A 16,127-nucleotide genomic window follows, 5' to 3' on the forward strand; every position below is an offset into this window, starting at 1 on the left:
GTGTCCGGCCCAGGTCATCCACATCCAGGAATGAGATAAGCGCGATGCCAGACAGTTTGACCATCCCGGAATACCCGATGGCGAGAGCGGCCGGCTGCCCGTTCGCGCCTCCGCCGGAGATCCTCGAGCTCGGCACCGCCAAACCCGTGTCCCGCATTCGTATCTGGGATGGCAACACGCCGTGGTTGATCACCGGCTACGACGAGGCCCGAGCGCTGTTCGCCGACTCTCGAGTCAGCGTGGATGACCGGCGTTCCGGCTTCCCGCACTGGAACGAAGGCATGCTGTCGACGGTGCACAAGCGCCCGCGTTCGGTGTTCACCGCCGACGGCGAGGAACACACCCACTTTCGCCGGATGCTGTCAAAGCCGTTCACCTTCAAACGCGTTGAAGCTTTGCGGCCCGCGATCCAGAAGATCACCGACGAGCACATCGACGCCATCCTGGCGGGCGCGCAACCCGCCGAACTGGTTTCGGCATTGGCGCTACCCGTGCCGTCGCTGGTGATCAGCGAGATGCTGGGTGTGCCCTACGAGGACGCCGAGTATTTTCAGCAACACGCGAACGCCGGAATGGATCGGTACGCCCCCGCGGAGGCCAGCGCTTCGGGCGCAATGAGTCTGTCGAAGTACCTGGCGAATCTGGTTCGGGAGAAGATGGAGCATCCGGCCGAAGACGCGGTCTCGGATCTCGCAGAGCGCGTCAAGGCCGGTGAATTGTCCGTGAAGGAGGCCGCTCAGCTGGGCACCGGGTTGTTGATCGCCGGGCATGAGACCACGGCGAACATGATCGGCCTGGGCATACTCGCACTGCTCGAACACCCCGACGAGGCGACGGTGATGCGCGAGGCGGAAGACCCAGGTGTCATCGCCAATGCGGTCGAGGAGCTACTGCGGTACCTGTCGATCATCCACACCGGCCAGCGCCGGGTTGCAGCCGAGGACATCGACATCGGCGGCGAGACCATTCGCGCCGGCGAAGGCATCATCATCGATCTCGCGCCGGCGAACTGGGATCCCAGCGTGTTCGAGGAGCCGGACCGCCTCTTCCTGCACCGTGCCCGGGCGAACGGCAACGTTGCTTTCGGTTATGGCAGGCATCAGTGCGTCGGTCAGCAACTGGCCCGCGCGGAGCTGCAGATCGTGTTCACCACGCTGTTCCGCCGCATTCCCACGCTGCGCCTTGCGATTCCGTTGGACGAGGTTCCGTTCAAACACGATCGGCTCGCGTACGGCGTCTACGAACTTCCGGTCACCTGGTGACCAGATAACTTCAGGAAATTCTCGAAGGGAAGGTCAACGATGTCCACTCAGCCCAGCACCGCCACGCTCTACCCGCCCGGCGGCTTCGGCGCACCGAAGAACCGCAGCGCGCACGCGCGCGAAGTCAAGTCGGCGCTCCCGCCCGGCACCGAGGTGTTCTCCGCCGATAACCACATCTCGGTGGCCGACGACATCTTCTACGAGCGCTTCCCGGACGAACTCAAGGACAAGGCGCCGCGGATCTGGTACGAGGACGGCGCCTACATGGTCGGGCGCAAGGGCAAGAATTTCCTGCCCGCCGACTTCAGTCGGGTGCTCATGCAGTACGACGACCTCGCCGGTGCGGCAACAAAAAACATCGAGGCGCGGATCGAAGAACTGCACGCCGACGGCGTCGATAAGGAACTGGCCTTCCCGAATGCGGTCCTCGCGCTGTTCCACTTCCCTGACAAGGCGATCCGCGAGCGCGTTTTCCGCATCTACAACGAGCTGATGGCTGAGCTGCAGGAGCAGTCCAACGGCCACTTCTACGGCGTCGGGCTGATCAACTGGTGGGATCCGAAGGGAGCCCGACGGACGTTGGAAGAACTGAAGTCGCTGGGACTCAGAACTTTTCTGATGCCACTGAGCCCCGGCGTCGACAACGACGGCAATCCGATCGACTACTCGAGCACCGCGATGGGCGCGGTATGGGATGAGATCGAGCAGTCGGGCGTGCCGGTGTCTCACCACATCGGTGAGACACCGCCGAAGTCGCCGACCGAATTCAACGGCATTGCCGTGGGTATGATGCTCAACATCGACGGATTCAGGGAGGTGTTCTCCAAGTACATCTTCGGCGCGATCCTCGACCGGCACCCCGGGTTGCGGATCGGCTGGTTCGAAGGCGGAATCTCCTGGGTGCCCTGGGCATTGCAAGACGCCGAACACCTGGTGGCGTCCTATCAGCACATGTTCAATCACACCCTCGAGCATGACGTCCAGTACTACTGGGACACCCACATGAGCGCGTCGTTCATGGTCGACCCCCTCGGGCTGGAGTTGATCGACAAGATCGGAATCGACAAGGTGTTCTGGTCCACCGACTACCCGCACAATGAAAGCACGTTCGGCTATTCGGAGAAGTCGCTGGCAGCAGTCGTCGAGGCACTCGGCCCGCAGAACGCCGCCCGCGTTGTCGGCGGCAATATCAGGGAGTTTCTGGGAGTTAAATGACGGCATTCTTGGCAACCGGGGCGCCGGCCGAGGCGAAGTGGGTGATACCGGACGAGCCGGATCGCAACCGGATGCGGCGCGAGACTGGCGCCCGACTCCGATCGGCGATGGCCGAGCGCGGCATCGGCGCTCTAATTCTGTTGGGCAACAACGCCGTCACCTATGCCACCGGCGCCAACTGGCCGCTCGGCGATGCCGGTCTGGCCCATGTCGAGCGGCCGGTTGCGGTGGTGTTGGCCGACGACGAGTTCCCGCATCTGTTCCTGCCGTTCCGGGAGGGGCGCGCTGAGGAGTCGGGCCTGCCGGACGACCATCGTCATTCCGCGGTGTACCTGGAGTTCGATGAAGGCGTCGAGTTTTTCGCGAAAACGCTCGCCGAGCTGATCCCGGCCGGGACGACCGTCGCCGTCGACGAACTCACCGGCGCCATGCGGCGGGCCAAGCAGCGGCTGTTCCCCGGCGGTGACCCGGCTGACGCCGCGGTCGTGGTGAGCGCCGCGAAGGCGATCAAGACGCTCGACGAAATAGCCTGCATCCGCAAGGCTGTGCGGATAACCGACGACGCGATCGTTGATGTGCACAAAGCTCTGGTGCCCGGCCTGCGGCAGATCGACCTCTCGGCGGGGTTCGTCCGCCGGGCGTTCGAGATGGGCGCCGTGGCAAGCATGTTGGAACCCGTCTGGCAGGTCATGCCCCGGTCCAAGGCGGAAGGCACCTGGACCACCCACGGTGACCTCGCGCTGCCGTTGCTGGCGACCGAACGGGAGCTGCGCGCCGGGGACGTGCTGTGGACCGACGTCAGCGTCACTTACGGTGGCTACTGCTCGGACTTCGGCCGTACCTGGGTCGTCGGTGCCGACCCGACGCCCCGGCAGCAGGCGCAGTTCTATCGGTGGCGAGACATCATGACCGCAGTCCTCGACGTCACGCGCGCGGGTGCCACTGTGGCTGAATTGGGCAGGGTGGCAACCGAAGCCAACGGGGGCGCCCGGCCCTGGTTGCCGCATTTTTACCTGGGGCACAGCATCGGGGTGAACGCCGCGGAGCTACCGATGATCGGCACCGACCTGGGCGACGAATTCGACGAGAACTACGTCCTGCAGCCCGGTATGGTGCTGGTCCTGGAGCCGGTCGTGTGGGAAGACGGCACCGGCGGCTACCGCAGCGAAGAGATCATCGTGATCACCGAGGAAGGCTGGATCAAACTGACCGACTACCCCTACTCGCCCTATGGCGACTGAGGTCCTGCCGGACGATCGAGCCCTCCGGCGTGGGCGGCGGGAACGCGCGCTGGTGCAAATGGATGCCGACGACTTGGACATCCTGGTGCTGGGGCGGCAGGCCAACGTGCGCTATGTCACCGGGGTACCGCAGTTGTGGGTCGCGGGCACCCGACCATTCGGTCCCAACTGCCTGCTGGTTCGCGACACCGGAGCAGTTCACCTGCTCAGTACCTGGGACGAAGGCGTACCAGACGAGATTCCGCACGAAAACCTCTACGGCATCTCCTGGAACCCACTGAACACGATCGCCAATCTGCGGAAGATCGACGCCACCGCGAAGGCTCGCCGGGTGGGCTCCGACGCCCTGTCGCCGAGTTACGCCCAGCTGCTGCCGATGGCTTTCCCGAATGCCGAACTGGTCGACGGCGAGCCGACGATACAGGCGGCGCGACGTATCAAGACACCGGAAGAGATTACGGCGCTTCGAGAGTCGACCCGGGTGGCCGCGGTCGGCTTGGCCGCCGCGCTGGCTGAGCTGCGCCCGGGAGTGGCCGAGCGGACACTGAACGCGGTGATTCTGGAAAGTATGACGGCAGGCGGTGTCAGCACTCCGGCCAGTCAAGACGTCGCCTGGATCACCTCGAAGGACCACCCGTGGCGCCGCGTCGCCGGTGACGGCGTCGTCAAGGCGGGCGACCTGGTGGTGTTGGCGCCGGGTGTACTGGCTCACGGCTACATCGGCGAGCTGGGGCGCACCTACCTGGTTGGGGACGAAACCGCAAAGGCGCGTGAGCTGTTCGCACGGGCCGACGCACTGTGGGATCGGCTGGTGCAGGCATGCCGGCCGGCATCGCACGCCAGCGAGTTGTTGGCCGCCTACCAGGCCGCCGGGGAACAGTTGCCGCCGATGCCGGTGGCCCACGGCGTCGGCGTGGGTTTCGACGCGCCGGTGGTGTCGCCGCAGCTTCCGGCGACCTCGGCCGCCGAGGTCCTCGAACCCGGGATGGTGCTTGCCGTCACGGGTTACATCTGGGAACAAGGTGTCGGCGCCGTGCTCGAGCGGAAGACGGTGCACATCACGGCCGACGGCCCGGATGTGATCGGCCCTCACATGCCTGAGGGCGAACGAGTTCTCACCCGATTTCGCGCAGAGCAAGTCGAACCGGGAATGCGACCGGCGACGCCGTGAACCTTTCCGGTGTCGGAGTGTGGAGTTCTCATCTGCGCTACCGCGACCAGTCCGAGGCGGCCGAGAAGGCCGCCGAAGTAGAGGAGCTCGGTTACTCCGCCCTATGGATTCCGGATGTCGGTGGCCCAGTGTTCGAGTCGGTGGAGAACCTGCTGAAGTCGACGAAGCACATCGCGGTAGCCACCGGCGTGCTCAACCTCTGGATGCATCCGCCGAATGACGTCGCTGCCCGCTGCGCGTCGGTGAAAAGTTCTTACGCCGACCGTTTTCTGCTGGGCATCGGGGTCAGCCACGGGCCGGTTGTCAACTCGGTCAAGCCTGGTCAGTACAAGAAGCCGTTGACGGCGACGGCTGACTATCTCGACGGCCTGGACAACGCCAGCTCGCCGGTGGCGGTCACCGACCGGGTGCTGGCCGCGCTCGGCCCGAAGATGTTGCAGCTGGCCGCGGAACGTTCGGCCGGGACGCACCCCTACCTGGTGACACCCGAGCACACCGCCACCGCCCGTGAAACGCTGGGTGAAGAGGCACTGGTCTTGCCGGAGCAGACGGTGATCGTCTGCGACGGCCGGGAAGAAGCCAGAAGAATCGGCATGGAGTGGCTGCAGGCGTATCAATCGCTGCCGAACTACGTCAACAACTTCGCGCGTTGCGGCTTCTCGCGGGAAGATGTTTCGACGGTGACCGACCGGTTCTTCGACGCAATATTCGCCTGGGGCGAAGAGGAAGCCATCCTGTCGCGGATCAACGACCACCGATCGGCCGGCGCCGACCATGTCTACAGGCCGAGCCGACTTGCTGTGAGCCTTGTCACAGAGTCCTCGATCGACTTAGTGTGGGTTCGCCAGTCGGTTGACAGAGGAGTCCAGGTTTGTCACGTCCGTCCCGTACCCGTGGGGCTCGGGTAACCGTCGGCGCCGGCGTCCGTGCCCCGATTCTGGGATAGCTGAACAATCTTCGAGAGGTGACTATGCCCAAAGGGATCATGTACGTCGCGTCGCTGCCGGTCTCACCGGACAAAGAGGCCGACTACCACGACTGGTACAACCAGACGCACCTGGCCGAACTCACGAAAATCGACGGTGTGGTGTCGGCTCGCCGGTTCGCGCCCACCAACAGCGAGGGACCTTTCATCGCAATCTACGAGCTCGACACCGACGATCTCGACGGGGTGCTGGCACGGATGGGCGAACTCGCCGCCGGCGGCCAGATGTCGTCACTGGAATTCCTCAATCTGGATCCGCCACCGGTGCCCAAGATCTACCGCGAGATCGCGTCGTTCGAACCGTGAGCCGGAAACCGGATCGGCAGAAGCGCATCTACGCCTTGATGGCCTTGATGAAGGCCGCCGACGACCGGTTGTCGAAAGGCATCCGCACCGGGGAGTTCCTGTGCGTGTACTGGCCGTCGCGTGGGCAGGAAGCCATCGCCGCCGCCATGGGGGTGTGTCTGCGCGCCGACGACCAGTTGGTGACCACCTACCGCGGACTGCACGATCTGATCGGCAAAGGCGTTCCATTGGAAGAGATCTACGGCGAAATGATGGGCCGCACCGTCGGGGCGAGCCGCGGCAAAGGCGGCACCATGCATATCGCCAAGCCCGAGAACGGGGTGATGCTCTCGACCGGCATCGTGGGCGCCGGGCCGCCGGTCGGCGTCGGTTTGGCGATGGCCGCGAAGCGCAAAGGGCTCGACCGCGTCACAGTGGTCAGCTTCGGCGACGGCGCGACGAACACCGGCTCCTTCCATGAGGCGGCGAACATGGCCGCGCTGTGGGACCTGCCGATTGTGCTGCTGTGCCAGAACAATCTCTACGCGGAGATGACGCCGACTGAGCACACGATGAAGATCGAACACGTCGCCGAGCGCGCGTCCGGTTACGGCATGCCCGGGATCCGCGTGGACGGCAACGACCCGCTGGCTGTGGCCGACGCGCTGGACGAGGCGCTGCAGAAGGCGCGCGACGGTCACGGGCCCACCTTTATCGAGTGCGTGACGTTCCGGTTCCGCGGCCATTACTTCGGCGACAAAGCGCCCTACATTCCGGAGGAGCAGCTGGCTCAGGCGATGGCGGCTGACCCGGTGCCTCGATTCCGCAGCCATCTCGTCGAAGCCGGAATCGGCAGCGATGACGAGCTCAAGCGCATCGAAAGCGACGCCTCGGACACCGTCGAGACCGCGCTGCAGGCGGTGATGGCCGCCGATCCGCCGTCGATCGAGGAACTCGAGCGGGACGTGTACGCCACCCCGATCGCTCACCCCAGCTGAGGACTTCGGATGGCCGAGAAAGAAATGACGATGCGCGAGGCACTGAACCTCGCGCTCGACCAGGCATTGCAGGCCGACGACCGGGTGTTCCTGCTCGGTGAGGACATCGCCGACCCCGGCGCGTCAGGCCCGACCGCGGGGCTCTCGACCAAGTACGGCAGGGACCGTGTGCTCGACACCCCGATTTCGGAGGCCGCGATCGTCGGCGCGGCGATCGGTGCGGCGATCGACGGGCTGCTGCCGGTCGCCGAGATCATGATCATGGACTTCATCGGCATCGCTGCGGACCAGCTGATCAACAACGCCGCCAAGTTACGGTTCATGACGGCCGGCCGAACCACCGCACCTATCACCATCCGCACCCAGGTCTACGGTGGGCTCGCCACCGGTGCCACCCACTCGCAGAGCTTGGAAGCGTGGTTCATGCACATCCCCGGGATGAAAGTGATCGTGCCGTCCACCCCTCGTGACGGTAAGGGACTGCTGACCGCCGCGATTTTCGACGAGGACCCGTGCCTGTTCGTCGAGACCATCCGCTTGCAGGGCCGAAAAGGGCTTGTGCCAACCGATCCGGGGTTTTCGATTCCGTTGGGACTCGCCGATGTCAAGCGGCCGGGAACCGATGTGACCATCATCAGCTACGGGCGCAGCGTGCTCGACGCGCTGGCGGCCGCCGCGGCGCTGGACGAGCAAGGGGTCAGTGCAGAAGTGGTCGATCTGCGGACCCTGGTGCCGCTCGACGTGGATACCATCGTCGAGTCGGTCGGTCGCACCAGGCGGGCCGTGGTCACACACGACGCGGTTCAATTCGCCGGCCCGGGAGCTGAAATCGTCGCGACTCTGCAGGCCGAACTCTTCAACAGTCTGGTCGCGCCGATCCAGCGCGTCGCGGCGCCGTTCGTGCCCGCCCCGGCCGCCGCCGGACTGGAAGCCCAGCTCTATCCCTCGCCGGCTCGCATCGTCGCGGCCGCCCGGAAGACACTCGAGGGAAGCCGCCAGGCAGCAAGGGCGGGCGCGCATGGCTGAATTCGTCATCCGTATCCCACGCACCTCGGTTGCCATCTCCGAAGCGGAACTCACCGGGTTGCTGGTTGAAAGCGGCCAACGCGTCGAGGAAGGCATGCCGATCTACGTCATCGCCACCGAAAAGGCGGAACAGGAGGTCGAAGCCGGCGCCGCGGGCACCGTGTACTGGACGGGCGAGGTCGGCACCACATACGGCACCGGTGCTGAAATCGGCATGATCAGGTCATAGGAGCGCGATGACCCTCAATGAAACTGAGCAGGGAGCGTTGCTTTGAGCGGCAACGGAATACGGAACTGGGCGCCGATGGACATACCGTGGGCGGTGCAGCGACCGGATCGTATACCGAAGCAGCGGTACTATGACCCGCAGTTCTACGAGCTGGAAGCGACGATGCTGTGGGCACGTGTGTGGCAGATGGCGTGCCGGCTCGAAGAGATCCCGAAGCCCGGCGACTATGTCGAATACGAGATCCTCGACCAGTCAATAATCGTCGTCCGCGTCGATGCCGATACGATTCGGGCGTTCCACAACGCATGCCGTCATCGCGCAGTGAAGCTCGTTGAGGGCAACGGATTTCGGCGTAGCTTCGTCTGTCCCTTCCACGGCTGGTGTTGGGCCCTGGATGGCAGTAGCACCTATGTCGCCAGTCCGCAGGCATTCGATGAGCACAACATGCGGCCGGACGATCTTCGTCTCGTGTCCGTCAGATGCGAGCTGTGGGGCGGGTGTGCGTGGATCAACCTCGACGAACATGCGCCGCCGTTGCGTGACTGCCTCGAGCCGTTCGCCTCGGTCTACGAGCAGTGGAATGTGGAATCGCTGCGTGTCGAGTGGTGGCAGTCCTGTCGGCTTCCGGTCAACTGGAAACTGGCGGAGGCGGCGTTCATGGAGGGTTATCACGTCCCCCAGACTCACCCCCAACTACTCCCGGGTTTGCGGCGGATGTACGACCAATCGTCACAGCCCAGCGCACCGCCTTCCTCGAAAGAGATCATAAAGAGCAGTCTGTATCTGATGCGCTCGTTGGGTGAGGGCATGGGCGGGATGACCCACAAGAACGACATCCGTATCGCTGAAGGTCTGCAGAATATCGAACTGCCGGCCGACCCGGCCGCCGCGATGGCCGCCTGGCGAGCCAGTGTCAACGATGCAGTGGTGGAGTGGCATCGGGCCCGGGGCAGCGACATTCCCGACCTCAACGACTTGGACCGTCGCGGCATCCTCGATCCGCTCGGGTACGCCTTTCCGCACTATTTCATATTGCCGACGTACAGCAGCGCATCGTCGTACCGGATCCGTCCGCTCGGCCCTGAGGAGACGTTGTTCGAGATCTGGTCCCTGACGCGCTACCCCTCCGACGCCTCACAGGGCAAGCCCACACCACCGGAGCCGATGGCGCCCAACGACCCTCGCTGGCCGCCGATCTGCGCCCAGGACTTCGCCAATCTGCCGAAACAGCAGAAAGGGCTGCACTCCAACGGGTTCCAGTACATGCGGCTGTCGAGCAAAATCGAAGGTCTCATCTCGAATTTCGAACGCGTCATTGACGGGTTCCTGGCCGGCTTGTCTTATGAGCAGCTGGTGCCCGCGATACAGAAAACCAACACGACGCTTGACGTGCCGGTGGCCGACCTCGGGCTCAGCGCGGACGTCACGTCCGAGCTGCGATGACCGCCGGGTGGGACCGCTCCGTCGACCTGCTCATCGCGGGCAGTGGCGGGGGAGGACTGGTGGCGGCCCTGGCAGCGATCGACTCCGGACTAGAGCCGTTGGTCGTCGAGAAGCAGGCCCTGGTTGGTGGGTCGACGGGGCTGTCCGGCGGCATCGTCTGGTTACCCAATAACCCGTTGATGCGAGCCGACGGCATCGCAGATTCACACGAAGATGCTCTGGCCTACTTCGCCGACGTGGTCGGCGATATCGGAGCGGCATCGTCGCTGCCGCGGCGCGAGATGTTCCTCAACGCGGGTTATGAGATGACGACGTTCCTGCTCCGCAAGGGTCTTCGTCTGGTTCGGTGTGCCGGCTGGAGCGATTACTACCCCAATCATCAGGGGGGCAACGCCGCCGGCCGTGGATACGAGGCAGTTCCGTTCGACGCCGCGAAGCTCGGGAGATGGAGCGGTAAGGTTCAACCGCCGTTGGCCAAGGGCTTCGGTTTCGTGGTGAAGACCAACGAGTTGCGCGGAGTGCAGTACTTCAATCGCGCACCGCGAGCGTTCGCGGTGGCATTCCGGGTGTTCGCCCGCACCGCTGCAGCTCGGGTCCGGCGTCGCGAAATGCTCACCAACGGTGCGTCTCTCATTGCCCAGATGCTGAAGGTGCTCATCGATCTCGGCGGCGGCGAGCCCCCGCTGTGGACCAACACCGCGCTGCAGGACCTGATCGTCGAGGACGGCCGGGTCGTCGGGGCGCGGGTGCGTCGAGCGGGTGAATCGCTCGATATCGAGGCGCGCAGGGGAGTGCTGCTGGCCGCTGGGGGATTCGGCCGCAACGCCAACATGCGGCGCCGCTATAGCGGTGACCAGCCGAACGAGGCGCACTGGACGATAGCCAATCTCGGCGACACCGGTGAGGTGCTGGACACGGCGATGCGTGCGGGAGCCCGCACCGACCTGTTGGACGAAGCCTGGTGGTTGCCCGTGATTCTCATCCCGGACGGGGGCACCGCGGTCGCTTCACTGGGCGCCGGACGGCAGCGGCCGGGCGCAATCTACGTCGACTCCACCGGGCGGCGATTCTGTAACGAATCCAATTCGTATGTGGAGGTCGGCAAGGCGATGTACGCCAACAAGGCTGTGCCGTGCTGGATGATCTTCGACGACGGCTATGTGCGCAGATATGTCGCGGGCGCCAATGCGCTGAAGCGCGGTTTGCCTGACGAGCTGATCGACCGCGGTGACATCAAACGCGGCGGCACTGTCGCCGAGGTAGCAGGCCAGATCGGGGTCCCCGCCGACGAACTCGAGCAAACGGTGCAGCGCTTCAACCGGTTCGCGGCGCTAGGTCTGGATCCCGACTTCGGACGTGGTCAGTCGGCGTACAACGACTGCCTCGGTGACCCCGGCTATCGGCCCAACGCCGCGATCGGTCCCCTCAACCGGGCGCCGTACTACGCGGTTCAAGTGCACCCGTCCGACGTCGGAACGTGCGGTGGGGTGATCACCAACGAGTACGCCCAGGTTCTCGACCAACACGACCAGGTGATCGACGGCCTGTATGCCACCGGCAACACCACCGCCACGGTGATGGGCCGGACTTATCCGGGTGCCGGTGCGAGCATCGCCAACACGATGGTATTCGGCTATGTCGCAGCGCGGCACGCAGCCGGCCGCAGAGTGGCCGGAAAGCATCACGGCGTCTCGAATGATCAGGGAACCGTACGCCGGGATCTGTTGTGAGACAACGTCATGACGGTAGCCGGAAACGAGTGCGAGCGGTCAGGGTGGTCCAACCTGAATCGGCAGCCGAAGCGCCGTTTTCAGGAAGTCAACAGCATGCAGCCCGCTATCGGCCCACCACCCGCGGCGGCAATCGCCACTTCCGGCCGGCGCGCGAGCTGCCGATCGCCCGCCTGGCCGCGCAGCTGAAGGCACGCCTCGTGCAGCAGCCAGTAGCCGTGCATCCGTCCTGCGGAGAGTTGGCCACCGTAGGTGTTCAGCGGCAGGTCGCCGTCCAGCGAGATCCGCGTCGCCCCGTCGACGAACGGGCCGCTTTCGCCCTCGCCGCAGAAACCGAGCGCCTCGAGCCACGCGAGTGTGAGAAACGTGAAGCCGTCGTAGAGTTCGGCAACGTCGATATCCGATGGACGCAGGTCTGTCCGCGACCACATCTCGGCCGCTGCACCTACTGACGCCATCTTCGGGAAATCGTCGCGGTGAAACCACCCCCCGGACCCGTAGGCGCCGCCGATCGCCTCGACGGCGACCGGACGATTCGGGCAATCCACCGCGTAATCGGCGTGTGACACCACCAGAGCGATCGATCCGTCGATGGGCACGTCACAGTCGAGCAGTCCGAAAGGGGTTGAAATCGGCCGTGCCGCCAGATAGTCGGCCATCGTCAGCGGCTTCTGAAATACGGCAGAAGGGTTGAGGGCGGCATTGTGCCTGCTGTTGATGGCAAGCCAGCCCAGCTGCTCCTTGGTCGTCCGATACCGGCCCATGTGGCGACGGCAATGCAGCGCAATCCAGTTCGCCGCCGAGTAGGCGTGAGCGGCCAACAGCTCACCGACGTCGTCGAACGCGCCGATCTTCCGCCGCGTCCCGGGAAGGTGCGGCTCCAACGGCGGGGACGCCAGCGGATTGGGTTCCTGCGATACCGGCGCGTCAGTCATCGCGCCGCCCAACATCAGCACCGTGCGATACACCAGGACGTGTCGCGCGCGCTTCTCTGCGACGGCACGACAAGCCGACATGACCGGAATCAGCACACCGCCGGTGTCGAACCCGAGCGTCTGGTTGGCTGCCTCGATGCCGAGTGCGTCAAGGACCTCGGCCGCGGGCGTGTCACCGAGGGTGGCCACTCCCTCGATGTCGTCGACTGAGAGGCCGGCGTCTGCTATCGCTGCCCGTGTTGCCTCGACTGTCAACTCGAGCCCGGGTATTCCGGTGTGGCGGCCGATTCGGGAGATGCCGAGGCCGCTGATGATCGCGTTCTTCTCAAAGTGGCTCATCGGGCAATCGTCCGTTCGCTATGGGCCATATTCGCCGGCGCTTGTCTGGAATGTACTTTCCTTGTCATGCCCGATGACGCGCCGCACGCCAACCCGCCGCGAGCGATTCCTGAGCGCGATCAATACAACCGTGCGTTCTGGGAGGGCGGCGCCGACGGGCGCCTCATGATCACGCGGTGCAGTCGGTGCACACGATGGGTTCATCCGCCCGGCGCGGACTGCCCCGACTGTGGCGGCGATCTGGTTGCACAACCCGTCTCCGGTCACGGGACGGTGTTCACATACACCATCAACCACCAACCCTTCAATCCTGCCGTGCCGGTCCCTTACGCCATCGCGATCGTCGAGCTGGCCGAACAGGACGACCTTCGCCTCGCCACGAACATCGTTGACTGCGAACTCGATTCGATCCATATCGGCCTGCCTGTCGAGGTCCGTTTCGAACGACACGACGCTGACGACCGCGTCTTCGTTCCTGTTTTCGCGCCGCGACGGGGCGAAGACATTTGACGATCAGCGCCGGTCAGCGGGCTGCGGCGATGGAGATCGACTTGGTGTCGACGTAGCCGTCGATACCTTCCCGGCCGAGTTCACGGGCTGGCCCGCGGGGTCGCCACGTCGCGACTCGGCACGCTTGGGTAGCGTCGGCGGTGCAACGGACCGCCCTGGAGGGAACGGGCCGGGAAGGAAGCTATGGGCGTGGCAAGAACCGACAACGACACCTGGGAGATCACTGAAAGCGTAGGTGCTACCGCGCTGGGTGTGGCGTCGGCGCGGGCGGCGGAAACGGAAAGCGACGATCCGCTGATCAGCGATCCGTTCGCCCGGGTGTTCCTCGATGCCGTCGGCGACGGGGTCTGGAGCTGGTATTCCGGTCCACAACTACCCCCCGAACTGGTCGAAGCCGAACCCGAGCTGCCGCTGCAGATGCAGGCGATGGTCGGTTATATGGCCTCGCGCACCGCATTTTTCGACACCTTCTTCCTGGATGCCGCGCGTGCCGGTATCAGTCAGGCGGTGATTCTGGCGGCGGGTTTGGATGCGCGGTCCTGGCGGTTGCCGTGGCCCGACGGGACGACGGTGTACGAGCTCGACCAGCCCCGGGTGTTGGAGTTCAAAGCGACGACGTTGCGCGAACACGGGGTAGAACCTGCCTGCCATCGGGTCGCCGTTCCGGTCGATCTGCGGCACGACTGGCCGACCGCGTTGCAGGAAGCAGGCTTTGACGCTTCAGCGCCCAGCGTCTGGTCGGCGGAGGGGCTGATGCCGTATCTGCCGGCGGCAGCTCAGGATTTGCTGTTCGACCGCATCCAGGGACTGACTGTGACCGGAAGCCGGGTCGCCGTGGAGGCGCTGGGATCTGAGTTCGCCGACCCGGGGCTGCGTGCCAAGCGTCGTGCGCGGATGGATCGGATTCGCGCATTCATGGCCGAAGCCGATCCGCAGCGAGAGATCCCGAGAACAGACGAGCTGTGGTACTTCGAGGAGCGTGAAGACGTCGGGCATTGGTTTGATCGTCACGGTTGGGATGTCAGCGTGACGCCGGCAGCCCAATTGATGGCCGGTTATGGTCGCAAAGCCCCGCAAGAGGTTGAGGACGAAGTGCCGGGAAACCTTTTCGTCGCCGCGCAGCGGTCATAGTCTCGCCGAACGCCAGGACAGTGGCGGCACCCGGGAACAGACGGCCATGAAGTCACGCCGGCTTCCGGGCGCACTCTTCGCGGCGGCCATTGCCTGGACGCTGGTCGGTGCTGCCATCACGGCGCGCGCCGACGAGCTCGCTTTGGTCGAGCATCCGGTCGAGCACGTCACAACGCTCATCGGCACCGGAACGGGCGGCGAAGAGGCGGGGGAGATCGACAACTTCCCCGGCGCCGCAGTACCTTTCGGCATGGTGCAGTACTCACCTGACACCACCGACACCTACGCCGGTTACGACCACGACAATGATCGTTCCACCGGGTTCAGCATGAACCACGCCTCGGCGGGCTGCGCTGCGTTCGGCGACATTCCAGTGCTGCCGACTACTACCCCGATCGGTTCGCAGCCCTGGTACGCCTGGGAGAAGATTGCCCACGACGACACCGAAGTGGGTGTGCCCGGCTACTACTCGGTGCGGTTCCCGGAGACCGGAGTCAGCGCGGAGCTGACCGCCACCCCCCGCACCGGGCTGGGCCGGTTCCATTATCCGGACAACGGTCGGCCCGCGCTGTTCCACGTCCGCTCCGGCGGGTCGCTCGCGGGCAACTCCGCGGCGACGGTGCAGATCGGCGAGGACGGCACGTCAGTGACCGGGTCGGCGACCAGCGGCGGATTCTGCGGCGCCAGTAACACCTACACGGTGTACTTCGTCATGACGTTCAGCCAACCGTTCACGGCATACGGCACCTGGCAAGGCAATTCGGTCACACCGGGCGCCCGCAGTGCGGCATCCGGTCGCAGCGGGGCCTACCTGCAATTCCCGGCCGGCTCGGTGCTCGAGGTGCGGACCGCGATCTCCTACGTCAGTGTCGATGGAGCGCGCGCCAACCTCGCTGCCGAGGGCGGCGCGGGTTTCAATGAGGTGCGCGCGGCCGCATCGACCGAATGGAACACCGTACTGTCGCGAATCAAGGTGGCCGGGACCAACAGCGGCGACGTCGAAACCTTCTACACGTCGCTTTATCGAGCCATGTTGCATCCCAACACGTTCAACGACGTCGATGGGCGCTACATCGGGTTCGACGGTGTCATCCGCGCGGTGGCCGGGGGACACACCCAGTACGCCAACTTCTCCGACTGGGACACCTACCGCTGTCAGGCCGCCCTGCAGGCACTGCTCTTCCCGGAGCGCGCGGGCGACATGGCGCAATCGCTGGTCCATGACGCCGAGCAGAGCGGGTCGTTTCCGCGGTGGGCGCTGGCTAACTCATCGACCGGCATCATGACCGGCGACAATCCGGTCCCGCTCATCGTCAACCTCTACACCTTCGGGGCGAAGAATTTCGACGCCAAGACGGCGCTGTACTACATGCTCAAGGCAGCGACCGACGGCGGTGCCGGGCTTGACGGCTACGTCGAGCGGCCGGGGATAGCCACGTACCTCAAGCATGGCTACGCCCCGCAGACCGCGGACTTCGGCGCCGGTCACGCGACCGCCGGCGCCTCGATCACGCTGGAATGGTCGGTCGACGACTTCACCATCTCCCGGTTCGCCGAGTCCCTCGGAGACGGCGTCATCGCCGCGCAATTTCAGAACAGGGCGCAGTGGTGGCACAACCTGTTCAAT

At 64.9% G+C, this 16,127-nt stretch carries 15 protein-coding genes; 14 read left to right on the forward strand and 1 reads right to left on the reverse strand.

Annotated elements, in window-relative coordinates; translation table 11 throughout:
* Positions 1 to 44: 44 nt before the first annotated feature.
* From WA317_RS17135 to WA317_RS17185, 11 genes are all read left to right on the forward strand, one after another.
* Complete coding sequence (locus tag WA317_RS17135) at positions 45 to 1,262, forward strand: cytochrome P450 (RefSeq protein ID WP_425174167.1); 1,218 nt, start codon at positions 45 to 47, stop codon at positions 1,260 to 1,262.
* A gap of 39 nt (positions 1,263 to 1,301) precedes the next feature.
* Positions 1,302 to 2,477 (forward strand): amidohydrolase family protein, encoded by a 1,176-nt coding sequence (locus WA317_RS17140; RefSeq protein ID WP_425174168.1) that lies wholly within the window; start codon positions 1,302 to 1,304, stop codon positions 2,475 to 2,477.
* The gene (locus WA317_RS17145) at positions 2,474 to 3,718 is read left to right on the forward strand and encodes a M24 family metallopeptidase (RefSeq protein ID WP_425174169.1); all 1,245 of its coding nucleotides are present in this window, start codon (positions 2,474 to 2,476) and stop codon (positions 3,716 to 3,718) included. Before WA317_RS17140 ends, WA317_RS17145 begins: the two co-directional genes overlap by 4 nt.
* On the forward strand, positions 3,708 to 4,889 hold the full coding sequence (locus WA317_RS17150) for a M24 family metallopeptidase (RefSeq protein ID WP_425174170.1): 1,182 nt from the start codon (positions 3,708 to 3,710) through the stop codon (positions 4,887 to 4,889). Before WA317_RS17145 ends, WA317_RS17150 begins: the two co-directional genes overlap by 11 nt.
* A complete protein-coding gene (locus WA317_RS17155) occupies positions 4,886 to 5,797 on the forward strand; it encodes a TIGR03620 family F420-dependent LLM class oxidoreductase (protein WP_425174171.1) in 912 nt (303 codons plus the stop codon). The genes WA317_RS17150 and WA317_RS17155 overlap by 4 nt, the downstream gene beginning before the upstream one ends.
* A gap of 62 nt (positions 5,798 to 5,859) precedes the next feature.
* Positions 5,860 to 6,180, forward strand: a complete 321-nt coding sequence (locus WA317_RS17160; RefSeq protein ID WP_425174180.1) for a hypothetical protein — start codon at positions 5,860 to 5,862, stop codon at positions 6,178 to 6,180.
* Positions 6,181 to 6,218: 38 nt separating this feature from the next.
* Positions 6,219 to 7,157 (forward strand): thiamine pyrophosphate-dependent dehydrogenase E1 component subunit alpha, encoded by a 939-nt coding sequence (locus tag WA317_RS17165; RefSeq protein ID WP_425174181.1) that lies wholly within the window; start codon positions 6,219 to 6,221, stop codon positions 7,155 to 7,157.
* A gap of 9 nt (positions 7,158 to 7,166) precedes the next feature.
* Positions 7,167 to 8,183 carry an alpha-ketoacid dehydrogenase subunit beta gene (locus WA317_RS17170; protein WP_425174172.1) on the forward strand — a complete coding sequence of 339 codons (1,017 nt, stop codon included), beginning with the start codon at positions 7,167 to 7,169 and terminating at the stop codon, positions 8,181 to 8,183.
* On the forward strand, positions 8,176 to 8,412 hold the full coding sequence (locus WA317_RS17175) for a biotin/lipoyl-containing protein (RefSeq protein ID WP_425174173.1): 237 nt from the start codon (positions 8,176 to 8,178) through the stop codon (positions 8,410 to 8,412). The genes WA317_RS17170 and WA317_RS17175 overlap by 8 nt, the downstream gene beginning before the upstream one ends.
* Positions 8,413 to 8,487: 75 nt before the next feature.
* Positions 8,488 to 9,855: an aromatic ring-hydroxylating oxygenase subunit alpha gene (locus WA317_RS17180; RefSeq protein WP_425174174.1), complete on the forward strand. Its 1,368-nt coding sequence runs from the start codon at positions 8,488 to 8,490 to the stop codon at positions 9,853 to 9,855.
* Positions 9,852 to 11,585, forward strand: coding sequence for an FAD-binding protein (locus tag WA317_RS17185; protein ID WP_425174175.1), 1,734 nt, complete (start codon positions 9,852 to 9,854; stop codon positions 11,583 to 11,585). Before WA317_RS17180 ends, WA317_RS17185 begins: the two co-directional genes overlap by 4 nt.
* A gap of 80 nt (positions 11,586 to 11,665) precedes the next feature.
* On the opposite strand, the gene WA317_RS17190 is transcribed toward WA317_RS17185, so the two are convergent.
* A complete protein-coding gene (locus tag WA317_RS17190) occupies positions 11,666 to 12,859 on the reverse strand; it encodes a thiolase family protein (RefSeq protein WP_425174176.1) in 1,194 nt (397 codons plus the stop codon).
* A gap of 66 nt (positions 12,860 to 12,925) precedes the next feature.
* Between WA317_RS17190 and WA317_RS17195 the strand changes: the two genes are divergently transcribed.
* The 3 genes from WA317_RS17195 to WA317_RS17205 all read left to right on the forward strand — a co-directional run.
* Entirely contained in the window at positions 12,926 to 13,369 is a 444-nt protein-coding gene (locus tag WA317_RS17195; RefSeq protein ID WP_425174177.1) for a Zn-ribbon domain-containing OB-fold protein, read from the forward strand.
* 189 nt (positions 13,370 to 13,558) lie between these two features.
* On the forward strand, positions 13,559 to 14,500 hold the full coding sequence (locus tag WA317_RS17200) for a class I SAM-dependent methyltransferase (protein WP_425174178.1): 942 nt from the start codon (positions 13,559 to 13,561) through the stop codon (positions 14,498 to 14,500).
* Between the two features lie 46 nt (positions 14,501 to 14,546).
* A partial coding sequence (locus WA317_RS17205) for a GH92 family glycosyl hydrolase (protein WP_425174179.1) occupies positions 14,547 to 16,127 on the forward strand: 1,581 nt, incomplete at its 3' end.

Source organism: Mycobacterium sp. (genome assembly GCF_049802695.1).
In the GTDB taxonomy this organism is placed as follows: Bacteria; Actinomycetota; Actinomycetes; order Mycobacteriales; family Mycobacteriaceae; genus Mycobacterium.